Source organism: Crossiella sp. NPDC003009, assembly GCF_053591555.1.
Genome location: NZ_JBSFUA010000037.1, coordinates 55,915 through 70,158, shown reverse-complemented (window position 1 = coordinate 70,158; position 14,244 = coordinate 55,915). Strand labels below are relative to the sequence as shown.

16 protein-coding genes are annotated in these 14,244 nt (G+C 71.9%); 11 read left to right on the top strand and 5 right to left on the bottom strand.

Translation table 11 applies throughout. From position 1 onward, the window contains the following. The first annotated feature begins 4 nt into the window (after positions 1-4). Both ACWDY5_RS30300 and ACWDY5_RS30295 read left to right on the top strand, forming a co-directional pair. Complete coding sequence (locus tag ACWDY5_RS30300; RefSeq protein WP_449725554.1) at positions 5-157, top strand: hypothetical protein; 153 nt, start codon at positions 5-7, stop codon at positions 155-157. A gap of 10 nt (positions 158-167) precedes the next feature. After that, on the top strand, positions 168-548 hold the full coding sequence (locus tag ACWDY5_RS30295) for a RidA family protein (RefSeq protein ID WP_449725553.1): 381 nt from the start codon (positions 168-170) through the stop codon (positions 546-548). On the opposite strand, the gene ACWDY5_RS30290 is transcribed toward ACWDY5_RS30295, so the two are convergent. The 3 genes from ACWDY5_RS30290 to ACWDY5_RS30280 all read right to left on the bottom strand — a co-directional run bounded on the left by ACWDY5_RS30290 (position 549) and on the right by ACWDY5_RS30280 (position 3,096). Continuing rightward, complete coding sequence (locus ACWDY5_RS30290) at positions 549-1,739, bottom strand: lipase (protein WP_449725552.1); 1,191 nt, start codon at positions 1,737-1,739, stop codon at positions 549-551. Positions 1,740-1,829: 90 nt separating this feature from the next. Then, positions 1,830-2,039 (bottom strand): hypothetical protein, encoded by a 210-nt coding sequence (locus ACWDY5_RS30285; RefSeq protein WP_449725551.1) that lies wholly within the window; start codon positions 2,037-2,039, stop codon positions 1,830-1,832. Positions 2,040-2,202: 163 nt separating this feature from the next. After that, positions 2,203-3,096: a methylenetetrahydrofolate reductase gene (locus ACWDY5_RS30280; protein ID WP_449725550.1), complete on the bottom strand. Its 894-nt coding sequence runs from the start codon at positions 3,094-3,096 to the stop codon at positions 2,203-2,205. A 161-nt stretch (positions 3,097-3,257) separates the two neighbouring features. Between ACWDY5_RS30280 and ACWDY5_RS30275 the strand changes: the two genes are divergently transcribed. Together ACWDY5_RS30275 and mptB are read left to right on the top strand one after the other, a co-directional pair. Further along, a complete protein-coding gene (locus ACWDY5_RS30275) occupies positions 3,258-4,367 on the top strand; it encodes a polyprenyl synthetase family protein (RefSeq protein WP_449725549.1) in 1,110 nt (369 codons plus the stop codon). A 215-nt stretch (positions 4,368-4,582) separates the two neighbouring features. Continuing rightward, a complete protein-coding gene (gene mptB, locus ACWDY5_RS30270) occupies positions 4,583-6,193 on the top strand; it encodes a polyprenol phosphomannose-dependent alpha 1,6 mannosyltransferase MptB (RefSeq protein WP_449725548.1) in 1,611 nt (536 codons plus the stop codon). Between the two features lie 52 nt (positions 6,194-6,245). Here the strand turns inward: mptB and ACWDY5_RS30265 are convergent, their stop codons facing one another. Next, positions 6,246-6,611 (bottom strand): Rv2175c family DNA-binding protein, encoded by a 366-nt coding sequence (locus tag ACWDY5_RS30265; protein ID WP_252485809.1) that lies wholly within the window; start codon positions 6,609-6,611, stop codon positions 6,246-6,248. Positions 6,612-6,685: 74 nt separating this feature from the next. Here ACWDY5_RS30265 and pknB point away from each other — a divergent pair, with 74 nt between their 5' ends. From pknB to ACWDY5_RS30245, 4 genes are all read left to right on the top strand, one after another. After that, positions 6,686-8,689 carry a Stk1 family PASTA domain-containing Ser/Thr kinase gene (gene pknB, locus ACWDY5_RS30260; protein ID WP_449725547.1) on the top strand — a complete coding sequence of 668 codons (2,004 nt, stop codon included), beginning with the start codon at positions 6,686-6,688 and terminating at the stop codon, positions 8,687-8,689. Continuing rightward, positions 8,686-8,889 (top strand): hypothetical protein, encoded by a 204-nt coding sequence (locus ACWDY5_RS30255; RefSeq protein ID WP_449725546.1) that lies wholly within the window; start codon positions 8,686-8,688, stop codon positions 8,887-8,889. The genes pknB and ACWDY5_RS30255 overlap by 4 nt, the downstream gene beginning before the upstream one ends. 70 nt (positions 8,890-8,959) lie before the next feature. Next, positions 8,960-10,447, top strand: coding sequence for a flotillin family protein (locus ACWDY5_RS30250; RefSeq protein WP_449725545.1), 1,488 nt, complete (start codon positions 8,960-8,962; stop codon positions 10,445-10,447). A gap of 112 nt (positions 10,448-10,559) precedes the next feature. Then, positions 10,560-10,703 carry a hypothetical protein gene (locus ACWDY5_RS30245; protein WP_449725544.1) on the top strand — a complete coding sequence of 48 codons (144 nt, stop codon included), beginning with the start codon at positions 10,560-10,562 and terminating at the stop codon, positions 10,701-10,703. Here ACWDY5_RS30245 and ACWDY5_RS30240 read toward each other — a convergent pair. Next, positions 10,700-11,467 carry a TetR/AcrR family transcriptional regulator gene (locus ACWDY5_RS30240; protein ID WP_449725543.1) on the bottom strand — a complete coding sequence of 256 codons (768 nt, stop codon included), beginning with the start codon at positions 11,465-11,467 and terminating at the stop codon, positions 10,700-10,702. The two genes, ACWDY5_RS30245 and ACWDY5_RS30240, sit on opposite strands and share 4 nt — an antisense overlap. Before the next feature lie 86 nt (positions 11,468-11,553). Here ACWDY5_RS30240 and ACWDY5_RS30235 point away from each other — a divergent pair, with 86 nt between their 5' ends. The 3 genes from ACWDY5_RS30235 to ACWDY5_RS30225 are packed head-to-tail and all read left to right on the top strand — an operon-like array spanning position 11,554 to position 14,182. Further along, a complete protein-coding gene (locus tag ACWDY5_RS30235; RefSeq protein ID WP_449725542.1) occupies positions 11,554-12,513 on the top strand; it encodes an ATP-binding cassette domain-containing protein in 960 nt (319 codons plus the stop codon). Further along, positions 12,510-13,277, top strand: a complete 768-nt coding sequence (locus ACWDY5_RS30230) for an ABC transporter permease (RefSeq protein WP_449725541.1) — start codon at positions 12,510-12,512, stop codon at positions 13,275-13,277. Before ACWDY5_RS30235 ends, ACWDY5_RS30230 begins: the two co-directional genes overlap by 4 nt. A 56-nt stretch (positions 13,278-13,333) precedes the next feature. Then, positions 13,334-14,182, top strand: a complete 849-nt coding sequence (locus ACWDY5_RS30225; protein WP_449725540.1) for a M23 family metallopeptidase — start codon at positions 13,334-13,336, stop codon at positions 14,180-14,182. The last annotated feature ends 62 nt before the right edge of the window (positions 14,183-14,244 follow it).

Below are 14,244 nucleotides of genomic sequence, written 5' to 3'. Positions count from 1 at the left end.
CACCATGGCGGCGACACAGTTCCACAACACCAGGCCGACCGGCGACCTGCAGGTGGTCCTGCGCGCCGGAAAGCGGCGCGGCGGCCGGGCCACCGCGGCCCGGCCCACCAACGGCCGGTCCGGAACCACCTCGCCAGGAAACCGCTCCCGCCCCTAGGTTTCCCGGCATGACACAGCGACGGTTGATCTCCAGCGGATCGACGTTCGAGGAGCAGGTCGGGTACTCCAGGGCCGTGGTGGCCGGGGACCACGTCTACGTCTCCGGCACCACCGGCTTCGACTACACCACCATGACCATCTCCGACGACCTGCTGACCCAGACCGCCCAGTGCCTGCGCAACATCGAGCAGGCCCTCGCCGAGGCGGGGTGCACCTTCGCCAACGTGGTGCGGGTGCGCTACCTGCTGCCGGAACGCACCGACTTCGAGCCGTGCTGGCCGTTGCTGCGCAAGGCTTTCGGCCAGGCGCGGCCCGCGGCGACGCTGGCGATCTGCGGGCTGCTGGACACCAGGGCGCGGATCGAGATCGAGGTGGACGCGCGGCTCTGATCAGCTCGCCGGGGCGAACTTCGCCGCGATCCGGGGCAGCGCGGCGCGCACCGAGCCGTTGTGGTCGACCGCGCCCACATCGGTGACCGTGTGCTCCGCCCCCTTGCCCGCGAGCTGACCCGCGCACTGCCGTGCGTGCGCGAAGGCCACATCCCGGTCCCCCGCGGCGTGGAAGATCTCCACCGGCACCGCGGGCCGCCAGTCGCAGGTGGTGTCCAGGGCGCGGAGCTGGTCGCGGAAGGGGCCGGACGGGTTGCGGATCTTGGTGAGGAAGTCCTCGGTGAACAGGTCCTTCGCCTTGGCGGGCAGGGCGGCGGCGATCTCCTGGGTCTTGTGGTCGCCGTCGAAGAGGGTCTCCACCCGGTCGGCGTAGGGCTCGCGGAAGGCCTGGCCGGGCGAGTCGTACAGGCCGTACATCCGGTCCCAGGCAGTGACGAAGTAGGCCAGGTACAGCGCGGCCTTGTCCACCTCGTCCCCGGCGGCGTCGGCCTCGAACCGGCTCAGGTCGAACGGGCCGCCGACCGGGGCCAGCGCGTCCAGGGTGAAGGCCGGGTCCGCGCCCTCCTGCACCGCCCGGCCCAGCAGCATGGTGGCCGGTCCGCCCTGGGAGAAGCCGCTGATCCGCAGCCGCTCGTCGAAGGTGCGGCCCTGCTTGCCGGCGACCTCCCTGGCCGCGCGCAGGGCGTCCAGGGCGGCGGACACGGTGGCTTGCGGGTGGCCGTAGGGGTGGTGGCCGGGGCCCTCGCCCAGGCCGAGGTAGTCGGGGGCGGAGACGGCCCGGCCGGTGGCGGCGAACAGCAGCGCGGCGGCGCGGTCGGTGGACTCCGCCCGCACCGAGGCCACGTCGCCGCGGTAGACCGTGGTGCCGTGCAGCCAGGAGACCACGCCCAGGTCGCTGTGGTCGTTGCGGGGCAAGGCGATCAGCTGGCTGGCGGTGGTGGGCTCACCGCGCACGCCGATGGTCCGGTACACCACCCGGTGCGCGGTCACGCCGTAGCGGACCTGGGCGTCGTCGATCTTGGCCGCGGTCAGCCGGGCGCGCACCTCCTCGGCGCTCAGCTCGGCTACCTGGGTGGTGGACACCACCGAGCCGCGCTGTTCGGGGGCGGGCGGGGCGGCGGTGGCGCAGGCGGTCGCGGCCAGCGCGGCGGCACAGGTCAGGGTCAGCGGGAGGAGTCGTTTCGCAAGCACGGCACCAGCTTGTCGATCAAGACTGGCGATCGGCATGGCGTCAGGCCGCCTCTTGCGGTGGAGTTGCGGAGTGGTGCCAGACCTACCTGGTCAGGACGCCTTGGTGTCCGGTTCCGGGGGCATCAGGCGGATGAACGGCCCGGCCTCCTCCGCGCGCGATCGCCGGTCGGCCCGTTTGCGCCGCCAGCAGGACCGCAGCACCACCACGGTCAGCACCACCGCGACCGCCACCCACACCACCAGCACGATGGTCAGCTGCGCGTGATCCGACAGCAGGGGCTGCGCATCCGGGGCCGTCACGGGTGGCACCACCTTTCGCCGGGTGCGATGACCTTAGCGAAAGTCATATGGCGCAACGGTGTTCACCGTATCTGTTCATCACAAGGAGACCGGATGCGACGAACGGCTGCACCTGAGTGGACCAGTCGGCCCTACGGTCCGTGCAGACCGCAGGGCCGAACTTTCACGCTCTGGCGGGTACCAGTCCGAGGTTTTCCAGCACCTCGCGCGTCGCGGTCGACTTGTTCAGCGTGTAGTAGTGCAGGTTCCGCACGCCCTCGGCCAGCAACCGCTCGGACAGCTCGGTGGCGATCCGCACGCCCTCCTCGCGCACCGCGGCCGGGTCATCGGCGATCGGGTCGATCCGGGCCAGCACCTCGGCCGGGATCGGGTCGCCGGAGAGCTCGGCCATCCGGCGCACGCCCTTGACCGAGGTGATCGGCATCAGGCCGGGCAGCAGCGGCACCCGGTCCACGTCCACCCCGCGCGCGGCCACCCGGTCGCGCAGCCGGAGGAACTCCTCCACCCGGAACACCGTCTGGGACACCGCGTACTGGGCCCCGGCGTCGAACTTGCGGACCAGGTAGTCCGCGTCGGTGTCCAGGTCGGGTGAGCGCGGGTGGCCGTTGGGGAAGCAGGCCACGCTGACGCAGAAGTCGCCGAGCCCGCGCACCAGGCGGACCAGGTCCTCGGCGTAGGCCAGGCCCTCGGGGTGGGCGATCCACTCGCCGTGCGGGTCGCCCGGCGGGTCGCCGCGCAGCGCGAGCACGTTGGTCACCCCGGCCGAGGCGTACCAGCCGATGATGTTGCGCAGCTCGGCCACCGAGTGGTTCACCGCGGTCAGGTGCGCCACCGGCAGCAGCGTGGTCTCCGCGGCGATGCGGCCGGTGATCCGGATGGTGCGGTCCCGCTTGGAGCCGCCCGCGCCGTAGGTGACCGAGACGAACGTGGGTTCCAGCGGTTCCAGCTCCCGGATCGAGCGCCACAGGCCCCGTTCCGCGTTCTCATCGCCCGGCGGGAAGAACTCCACCGAGAACGAGGGTCTGCCTGTGCACAGGCGATCCACCACCGACGTCATACGCCAAGGTTACTGGCCCGGAATGCCGCTTTGCCGGGTTGTTCCAACAAGTGGATCCGCCCTTCGCGGCACTGTCCGGCCGGCCCCGATACCAGGTGCCGTAAATGGGAGTTTCGCCACCCGGGCATGCGCCCAGGCGGAGGAACACGCAGGATTGAAGGGTGCCTCCACCGCAGCTGCTGCGCCATCCGATCGACGTCGACCTCACCGCGCACGTGCACGAGGCGCTCCAGGAGTTCCTCGAGGAGCGCCGGCGGGAGATCGACGCGATCGATGAGACGGTGGCCGCCGCGATGGACTCGCTGACCAGGTTCATCCTGGACGGCGGCAAGCGGATCCGGCCGACTTTCGCCTGGTGGGGCTGGCGGGCCGGGGGCGGCCGGCCGGAGTCGCCGGACGCGCCGGAGGTGCTGCGCGCGGTCAGCTCGCTGGAGCTGATCCAGGCCTGCGCGCTGGTGCACGACGACCTGATGGACTCCTCGGACCGGCGGCGCGGGCAGCCGACCCTGCACGTGCGCTTCGCCATGCAGCACCACGCGGCAGGCTGGGCAGGCACCCCGGACGCCTTCGGGCTCTCCGCCGCGATCCTGCTCGGCGACCTGGCCCTGGCCTGGGCCGACGACCTGCTCTACGACGCCGCGCTGGACCAAGCCGCGCTGGCGCGGGCGCGCCCGGTGTGGCGGGCCATGCGCACCGAGGTGCTGGTCGGGCAGTACCTGGACGTGCTGGCCCAGGCCCGCGCGGCGAACGAGCCGGAGACCGCGATGCGGATCAACCGGTACAAGACCGCCGCCTACACCGTGGAGCGGCCGCTGCACCTGGGCGCCGCGCTGGCCGGTGGCTCGCCGGAGCTGATCGCCGGGCTGCGCGCCTTCGGCACCGACCTCGGCATCGGCTTCCAGCTGCGCGATGACCTGCTCGGCGTGTTCGGCGACCCCAAGGTCACCGGCAAACCCGCTGGTGACGACCTGCGCGAGGGCAAGCGCACGCTGCTGGTCACGCTCGGCCTGCAGCGGGCGGAGGAGCTGGGCGACCGGCCCGCGCTGGTCGCGTTGCAGGAGGCGATCGGCAACCCGGAGCTGGACGAAGCCGGGGTGGACCGGACCAGGGAGCTGCTGCACCGGCTGGGCGCGGTCGAGGCGGTGGAGCAGCGGATCACCGCGCACACCGAGGCCGCGCTGAGCGCGCTGGCGACCGCGCCGATGGCCGAGGAGCAGGCCCGCGGCAAGCTCGCCGAGCTCGCGATCGAGGCCACCCGCCGCGATCACTGACCAATGGCTGTCACCGCGTTGACACGGGCTGGAAACAGGCCCGCCGGAATTCCCCCTTACGGCTGACACCTGAATGGCACCAAGGGGCGAGGGATTGATGACCTGCGTCTCCCCGGTCCCGATCCCGTGCCGGGGCGTGAAGCCGTTGTGGGACCATGGAGGTCGCGATGACCTCCATTCCCTCGCTTCCTCGTTCGAGCGCCGGCGGTGAACCGGTGCGGTTTTCGCATGAGGTCGCCCAGGTGCTCGCCGCGCCGCTGACGGCGGGCAGCACGGACATGGTCACCCAGCCGATGACGCGGCCCGAGGCGCCCGAGCGCCCGGTCGTCCCGCCCGTCACAACCGCCAAGGCGGCCGCGGAGCCGGAGCCGGTTCCCGCGCCGGGACCGCGGCCGGTGTCGCTGCGCTCGGTGCTGCTCGGCGGGCTCGGCTCGGCCTTCATCGCCCTCGGTGGCGTCGGCGCCGGCGGCGTGCTGGTGCGCGACCCGCTGCTGGCCGACACCGGTTTCAGCTGGGTGCGCTTCGGCCACGGCAAGGACCTGGCCACCCTGCTGCTCTACGGCGGCCTGGCGCTGATCGTGCTGGCCTGGGTGCGGCTGGGCCGCGACGTCTGGGCGGGCCGGACCTCGGCGCGCGGGATGCTGCTGGCCATCGGCGTGTGGACGCTGCCGCTGCTGATCGCGCCGCCGCTGTTCAGCCGGGACATCTACAGCTACCTGGCCCAGGGCGCGCTGGCCTGGCAGGGCTACGACCCGTACGTGGCAGGCCCGATCGAGCTCAGCCGGGGGCCGCTGCTGGAGAACGTGAGCTGGCTCTGGCAGAACAGCCCCGCGCCCTACGGCCCACTGTTCATCCTCATCGCCAAGGGCGTGGTCGCGCTCACCGGCGACAGCATGATCCTCGGCGTGGTGCTGATGCGGCTGGCGCTGGTCAGCGGCCTGGTGCTGCTGTGCTGGGCGCTGCCCCGGCTGGCCGTGCGGCTGGGCGGCAAGGCCCCGCTGGCGCTGTGGCTGGCCGCGGCCAACCCGCTGATCCTGGTGCACCTGGTCGGCGGCCCGCACAACGACCTGCTCATGGTCGGCCTGCTCGCCGCGGGCGTGGTCTTCGTGCTGGACCGCCGGTTCGTGCTGGGCATCGCGCTGGTCAGCCTGGCGGTCGCGGTGAAGGCGACCGCGGCGCTCGCGCTGCCCTTCCTGGTGTGGATGTGGGCGGCCCGGATGGCCGGTTCACCACGCCGCAGGCTCGGCCGCGCGGTGGCCGCGGGGCTGGCCGTGTTCACCGGCACCTTCGCGCTGACCATGCTCGCCGCCGGGGTCGGCCTCGGCTGGCTGCACGCGCTGAGCAACTCCTCGGCGGTGATCAACTGGCTGTCGCTGCCCACCGCGGCAGGTCAGCTGGTGCACGGCCTGGTCAGCGTGTTCTTCACCGTGGACGGCGGCTGGTTCCTCGGCGTGGCCAGGACCACCGGCTACCTGCTGCTGATCGCCTTCGGCCTGCGGCAGTGGTGGCTGGCCCGCACCGGCGGCAAGACCGCGGTGCACCGCGCGGCCCTGGTGCTGCTGGCCGCCTCGGTGCTCTCGCCGACCACGTTCCCCTGGTACTTCAGCTGGGGGCTGGCGCTGGCCGCGGGTTTCGCCTGGTCCGGCCGCCTGGTGGTGGGCGTGGTGGCCGCCTCGGTGTGGCTGCTGCTGGTCACCTACCCCACCGGCGAGTCGGCGCTCTACGACTGGGACTACCTGGCCGGGGCGTTCGCTGTCTCCGCGCTGGCCGCGGTCTCGCTGGTCCGGCCGGACCCGCTGCGGCTGCGCTCTTCTCCAGTCACCTGAACTGGTGACCGTGACGGCGGTGGCGCCGCCACGGTCGGCCGACGGGGGAACCTCAGAACGCCATCGCCTGGGCGCGCCGCTTCACCTCGCGGGAGCGGTCCGAACGCAGCGCGTCGACCGGGGTGCCCGGCAACGAGTCGTCCTCGGTGAACAGCCAGCGCAGGATGTCCTCCACGGTGTAACCACCGTCCTTGAGCACGGTGATCGTGCCGGCTAGGTGCTTGACCACGCCGTTGTCGTCGAGGAAGTCCGCAGGCACGGACAGCACCCGGTCGCGGCGCACCGCGAGCAGCTGGCCGTCGCGCAACATCTGGTGGACCCGGGTGATCGGCAGGCCGAGGTGCTCCGCGACCGTGGGCAGCGGCAGGACCTCCACCTCGCGCTTCAGCACGTCATCGGCGGCAGGGATCGTACTCACAGCTCGTCAGCCTGCCACATTCCGACTGGGTGTGCGCTGAACCACGGATTGACCCCGCTCCGTACGATCGGGGTGTGCAGACGCGGGGTTCAGTACTGACCGGCACGGTGTTGGAGCGCCGATACCGGGTCGAGGGATTGATCGCGCACGGTGGCATGTCCACGGTGTACCGCGGGCTCGACACCAGGCTGGACCGTCCGGTGGCCATCAAGGTCATGGACCAGCGGCTCTCCGGCGACCGGAGCTTCCTGGACCGGCTGGAGCGGGAGGCCCGCAGCGCCGCCCGGCTGCACCACCCGTGCGTGGTCGGCGTGTACGACCAGGGCATCGACCCGACCCCAGAGGGCGACCTGGCCTTCATCGTGATGGAGCTGCTCCAGGGCGGCACCCTGCGCGACCTGCTGCGCAAGCAGGGCCCGCTGCCGGTGCCGCTGGCGCTGAGCGTCATCGAGCCGGTGCTCTCCGCGCTGGCCGCCGCGCACCGCTCCGGGCTGGTGCACCGCGACATCAAGCCGGAGAACGTGCTCATCGGCAAGGGCGGCGCGGTCAAGGTCGCCGACTTCGGCCTGGTCAGGGCGATCGCCGGGGCCGGGACCACCAGCGACAGCATGATCCTGGGCACGGTCGCCTACCTCTCCCCCGAGCAGGTCGCCACCGGCGCGGCGGATGCCCGCAGCGATGTCTACGCCGCCGGGATCGTGCTCTACGAGATGCTCACCGGCGCCCAGCCCTACACCGGCGACACCGCGATCTCGGTGGCCTACCGGCACGTCAACAGCGATGTGCCTGCGCCGGGCCTGGCCAAGCCCGGGCTGCCGCCGGAGCTGGACGAGCTGGTGCTGGCCGCCACCCGCCGCGATCCGAACCAGCGCCCCGCCGACGCGGCCGCCTTCCTGCTGGCCGTGCAGCAGCTGCGGGACAAGCTGGGCCTGACCACCGTGCCGGTGCCGGTCCCGGTCGAGGAGATCGACGAGGCGGTCACCCAGCAGATGAAGCCGGTGGTGGACGATCCGGACGCCACCGTCCGGGCGGTGCCCCGCGCCGCCGTGCCCGCGCCTGCCCCGATCGGGCCGCAGGGCACCAGGGCGATGTCGCGGGCCGAGCTCCCCCAGCTCGCCCCGGTGGCCGGTCCGCCGACCCCGCCGCGGCCCGCGCCCAGCCTGGCCGAGCAGCGGGCCAGGGAACGCGCGCGCAGCCGCCGCTCCTTCACCATCTGGGTGTCGGTGGTCGCGGTGCTCGCGGTGGCCATCGGCATCACCGCCTGGTGGCTGGGCTCCGGCCGCTGGGCCCAGGTGCCCGATGTGGCCGGGCAGACCCAGGAGACCGCGATCAGCTCGGTCAAGGCCGTGGACCTGGTCCCCGACGTCAAGGTCGAGCACCACAACGACGTGGTCGCGGGCACCGTGATCCGCACCGATCCGGCGCGCGGCGCCGACGTGCTGCGCGGGGACAAGGTCTCCGTGGTGGTTTCCCGCGGCCGCCCGGTGGTGCCCGACGTCAAGGCGGGCATCAGCCCGCAGGAGGCCGAGGACCTGATCCGCAACGCCCAGCTGGCCCCGCGCCTGGACAAGGGCCTGGACGGCTTCAGCTCCGAGGTGCCCGAGGGCAAGGTGCTCAAGATCGACCCGGCCCCCGGCACCCCGGTGCAGATGGGCGCGGCGGTGGCGATCGGGCTGTCCAAGGGCGCGGCGCCGGTGAACGTGCCGACCGTGGCCGGCATGACCAGGGACGCCGCCTTCGCCGAGCTGCGCAGGGTGGGCCTTGAGCCGTTCGAGAAGGGCCAGGACTTCTCCGCCGACGTCGAGGGCGGCCGGGTGATCAGCTCCGATCCGGCCATCGGCGCCAAGGTGGCCAAGGGCAGCCGGGTCGGGGTGGTGCTCTCCAACGCGGTCACCATGCCCGCGCTGCTGGGCAAGACCGTCGGCGAGGTCCGGCAGTGGGCGGCCGAGCGCGGGCTGACCGTGGAGGTCCAGCACGCCTTCGGCGGCGGGGACGACGCCAGGGTGCTCGGCCAGGGAGCACCGCCGGGAACCAGGGTGCGCCCGGGGTCCAAGTTCAGCGTCACCGCGTTCCCGTGATCGGGAAAACGGGCCGGGTCACCGGGCGCGTCGGGCCGGGGCTGATCGGCGAGGTGATGGTGGCGATCCGCGGCGGGGTGGAGGCGTACTACGCCAAACCGGCCGACCCCGCCGCGACCATCGAGGTGGACGCCAGGGTGCTGGTGGTCGACTTCGAGCCGCCGCGGATGCTCTACGTGGAGCCCTGGGAACTCCCCTAGGTCACGACCCGAACAGAGACGGAACCTTTCTCGTCTGGCCGGTGTCCCACCGGGTATGACGATGAATCAGATGATTCTGATCGCGGTTGGCGGGGGCGTCGTCGGGTTGCTCCTGCTGTTCCTGCTGCTGCGGTTGCTGTGGCGGGTGGCGGAGCCGAACGAGGCCATGATCATCTCTGGGTTCGGGGCCAAGGGGACGGCCGCGGACACCGCGGACAGCCTCGGCTTCAAGATCGTGACCGGCAAGGGCACCCTGGTGCTGCCCGGTTTCCAGGTGGCGCGGCGGCTGTCGCTGGACACGCACGCGGCCAACCTGCAGATCTCCTGCGTGACCAAGCAGGGCCTGCCGGTGACCGTGCGCGCGGTGGTGATCTACAAGGTGGGCGACGACTTCGTCTCCATCGCCAACGCCGCCCGCCGGTTCCTGGACCAGCAGAACGGCATGAACAACACCATCCACGAGCTGTTCTCCGGTCACCTGCGCTCGATAGTGGGCGGGCTGACCATCGAGGAGATGATCCACAACCGGGACGCGCTCACCGGCGAGGTCCGGCAGTCCTCGGCGATCGAGATGAGCAAGCTGGGCCTGGTGGTGGACTCGCTGCAGATCCAGGAGATCGAGGACGAGTCCGGCTACATCCTCAACCTGGGCAAGCCGCACGCCGCCGCGGTGGCGGCCGCGGCTCGCATCGCCGAGGCCCAGCGGGACCAGGAGGCGGCCGAGGCCGAGCAGATCGCGGCCGCGCTCAAGGCCGCCGCGCTGCGCGACAGCCGGATCAAGCAGTCGGCGTACCAGGCCGAGATCGACCAGGCCGCGGCCAAGGCGCAGCAGTCCGGGCCGCTGGCGCAGGCCAGCGCGCGCCAGGAGGTCGTGGTGCAGGAGACCAGGGCCGCGCAGCTGGAGGCCGACCTGGCCGAGCAGCGGTTGCAGTCCCAGGTGCGCAAGCCCGCCGACGCCAGGGCGTATGAGACCAGGACGCTGGCCGACGCCGAGCGCGACGCGCAGATCGCCCGCGCGCAGGCCGAGGCCAAGGAGACCGAGCTGCGCGCCACCGCCGACGCGACCAGGGTGAAGACCGCCGCGATCGCCGACGCCGAGGCCACCAAGGCCCGCGGTGAGGCCAGCGCGAGCGCCACCCGGGCCACCGGTGAGGCCGAGGCCGCCTCGGCCAAGGCCCGCGGTCTGGCCGAGGCGGAGGCCGCGCGGGCGAAGGGTCTCGCCGAGGCCGAGTCGATCAAGGCGAGGGCGAACGCGCTGGCGGAGAACCAGGAGGCCGTCATCGCTCAGCAGCTGGCGGAGAAGTGGCCGGAGATCGTGGCCGCCGGCGCGAGCGCGCTGGGCAACGTGGACCACATGGTGGTGCTCAACGGCGCGGACGGCCTTTCCGACCTGCTGGCCAAGGCGATGACCCTGGGCGGCACCGGACTGGGCCTGGCGCGCACCCTGATGCAGTCCATGGGAACCAGCCCGGCAGAACCCAACAGCGCCGAGGGCAACACTGTGAAAAAAGAGGGCGGCCTGGATCTGACCAGCTTCCAGGGGGCAAAGGAGTCCTAGGACAGCGAGCCGCGTAAATATTGTGCGGTTCGACGGCTCGCGCCACACAACCCGTTCGCTACCCTCAACAGACGCCGGTGGGAGGACCGGCACTGGGGAGGGGGAGACTGGGATGGAACCGTACGAGGAAAGCGGCGCGGGCCGACCGGCCGTGGAGCACCTCTTCGGCGAACCGGCCTGGGGCGGCACGCAGCGCCCGGCCGAGCCGGAGGACGGCACCAGGACGCACGGGCTGTTCACCGACGTGGCGCATTAGCTCACTGCTGACTGCTGGGCCTGGACGAACGCCTCGATCCCGTTGAGCAGGTGGGACAGGCCGAACTCCAGGTCTGGCAGCACGTCGTTGGGCTCCGGGTAGTCCTCAGGCACGTCGAAAGCCCCGCCGGCCATGATCCCGGCCAGTTCCGGGTAGCGGTCCGGGCTGACGAAGCGGCCCAGGGTGGCGGCGTAGGCGTTGGCCACCGGCCCCTCGGCGCGGTCGGTGAGCGGCCGCTGGTCGATGGAGACCTTGGCCAGGCCCTGCACCGCGGCGAAGATGAAGGTGACCACCGAGACCCGCTGGTAGCCCTCAAAACCCAGTCCGGCCAGCGCGCGCAGCCCGCACTCCAGCCAGGACAGCTGGTTCGGGCCCACCGGCGGGCGGTCGGCCTGCACCTTGAGCAGCCAGGGGTGCCGCTGGCAGACCGCCCAGAACGCGTGCGCCCAGCCGGTCAGCGCGGCGCGCCAGTGCTGCTCGGCGGTCAGTTCGGCGGGTGGCGCGCCGATGGCGTGGTCCACCATCAGGTCGACCAGCTGCTCCTTGGCCGGGACGTACCGGTAGAGCGACATCGTGGTGTAGCCCAGCTCGGCGGCCACCCGCTGCATGGACAGCGCGCCAAGGCCCTCCGCGTCGGCGATGCGCACCGCGGCCTCGACGATCTTGCCCACCGACATCTTCGGCCGTGGGCCCCTGCTCGGCTGGGCCCGCTCGCCCCACAGCAGCTCCAGGCTGCGCGCCATCGCCTCGTACTCGGCTGACATCTCCCACCCTCCCTGGCTTGACCCACATCCTAGAACTGTGTATCAAATACACAATCAGTATGCGTGATACACAGTTTGGGGGCGAGATGGTTTCGGACGCTGTGATCAGCGTGTCCGGCCTGCGCAAGAGCTTCGGTTCGGTGCCGGTGCTGCGCGGAGTGGACCTGACCGTGCGGCGCGGGCGGATGCTCGCGCTGCTCGGTCCCAACGGAGCGGGCAAGACCACGGTGGTGCGCATTCTCAGCACCCTGCTGGCCGCCGACGGCGGCACGGCCCTGGTCAACGGGGCCGAGGTGGGCCGCCGGCCGGACCGGGTGCGCCGGATGATCGGCCTGACCGGCCAGCAGACCGCGCTGGACGGACTGCTCACCGGCCGGGAGAACCTGGTCATGCTGGGCCGCCTGCACCGGCTGAGCAGGCGCGCGGCCAAGGCGAGGGCGGCCGAACTGCTGGCCGAGTTCGAACTGGCCGGGGCGGCCGACCGGGCGGTCAGCGGCTACTCCGGCGGCATGCGGCGGCGGCTGGACCTGGCCGCCAGCCTGATCACCGCGCCGCCGGTGCTGTTCCTGGACGAGCCCACCACCGGCCTGGACCCGCGCAGCCGCAACACGTTGTGGACCGCCATCGAGCGGCTGCTGACCGAGGGCACCACCATCCTGCTGACCACTCAGTACCTGGAGGAGGCCGACCGGCTGGCCGACCAGGTGGTGCTGCTGGACCACGGCCGGGTGATCGCCGAGGGCAGCCCGGCCGAGCTGAAGGCCACCGTGGGCGCCGAGCGCCTGGAGCTGACCTTCGCCACCACCGCCGAACTGGACCGCGCGCTGGCCGCGCTGCCTGCCGAGGCGCTGCGGCACGAGGGCGAGGTGCCCCGGCTCAGCCTCGCCGTGGGCAGCGCCCGCCAGCTGCGCCAAGTCCTGGAGCAGCTGGAAACCGCGGGCCTGGAGCCGACCGGCCTGGCCCTGACCCGTCCGACCCTGGACGACGTGTTCCTGTCCCTCACCGGCGCCCGCCCGGCCGCCGAGACCGTCGGAGGCGCCGCGTGAAACCCCTGTCCTACCTCATCGACGCCCAGGTGATGATCGGCCGCAACCTCCGGCACATCCTGCGCAGCCCCGAGCAGCTCGCGGTGATGTTCATGATCCCTGCCACCATGCTGGTGATCTTCCGGTTCATGTTCGGCGGCGCGGTGGCCACCGGCGGCACCAGCTACGTCAACTACCTGATCGCGGGCATCCTGGTGATCAGCGTGGGCACCAACTCGATGCCCACCGCGGTCGGCGTCCGGCAGGACCTGGCCGACGGCATCGTGGATCGGCTGCGCTCGATGCCGATGCTCAGCTCGGCAGTGATCATCGGGCACGTCGCGGCCACCGTGGTGCGCACCACGGTTTCCACCATCGTCATGGTGCTCATCGGCCTGCTGCTCGGTTTCCGCCCGCAGGCCTCGCCGCTGGACTGGCTGGCGGTCTTCGGCCTGCTCTGGCTCTTCGCCGCGGCGATGGCCTGGATCGCGGCCCTGTTCGGCCTGCTCGCCCGCACCGTGGAGGGCGCCAGTGGGCTGAGCCTGATCCTGCTGTTCGTGCCCTACGCCAGCAGCGCGTTCGTGCCCGCGCACACCCTGCCGGACTGGCTGCGCGCCTTTGTCGAGCACCAGCCGATGACGCTGGTGATGGACACCGTGCGCCCGCTGCTGCTGGGCCTGCCGACCACCGGTCAGGGCTGGCTGGCGGTGCTGTGGTGGTCGGCGATCCTGCTGCTGGCGATGCCGCTGACCGGCCGGTTGTTCCGGCGGCGCACGGCTAGCTGAACCGGTTGTATCCGGATTGGACCCCGGCTGTATCCGCCGGGGTCAGGCTCCCGGCCATGACGCGAGCACTTCTCCGGCTGGGACTTGCCCTGGCCGTGGCACTGGGTGGACTCGCGGCCGTCGCGCAACCCGCGGCGGCCGCGCCCGCGTTCCAGCTCCCGTTCCCCTGCAACCAGGTGTGGGAAGGGCAGACCCGCACCGGCCACAGCCCGCAGAACTCCGTCGACTTCAACCGCGCCAACGACGAGGGCGACCCCGTGCTGGCATCCGCCGCGGGCCGGGTGAGCCGGGTGGCGAACGAAGGCAGCACCTCCTACGGCCGCTGGATCGAGATCGACCACGGCGGCGGCTGGACCTCCCGCTACGCGCACCTGTCCAGCCAAGAGGTCAGCGTGGGCACGCAGGTGGCCAGGGGCAGGCAGATCGGCAAGGTGGGCAACACCGGCGGCTCCACCGGCGCGCACCTGCACTACGAGCAGCGGCTCAACGGGGCCGATGTGCGGATCACCTTCAACGGCAGCCAGATCCTGTACTTCGGCAGCCGGAGCTACACCAGCCGCAACTGCGGTGGCGGCGGCAACCCCTATACCCCGGAGCAGGTCTGCGGCAGCGGCTACGGCGTGGTCGACGAGCAGGCCCTGGGCACCGTCGGCCGCACCTACCTGCTCTACAACAACAGCAATGGTAACAACTGCGTGGTGACCCTGAAGTCGGTCTCCGTGGGCACCGCGAGCGCGGTCTCGGCCTTCCTGGAGGTCCAGGGCGAGGCCCGCACCACCGACTCCGGCAACTTCACCCACTACGCGGGACCGGTGCGCAAAGCGGCCCCCGGCAAGTGCGTGAAGTGGGGCGGCTCGGTCGGTTCCACCGCCTACACCAGCGGGTTCGAGCACTGCGGTAGCTGAGCCCCGGCGCCAACCGCAGGGAAAGTCTGTGGCGGCCGTCCCCTGGGGGTCGGCCGCCACAG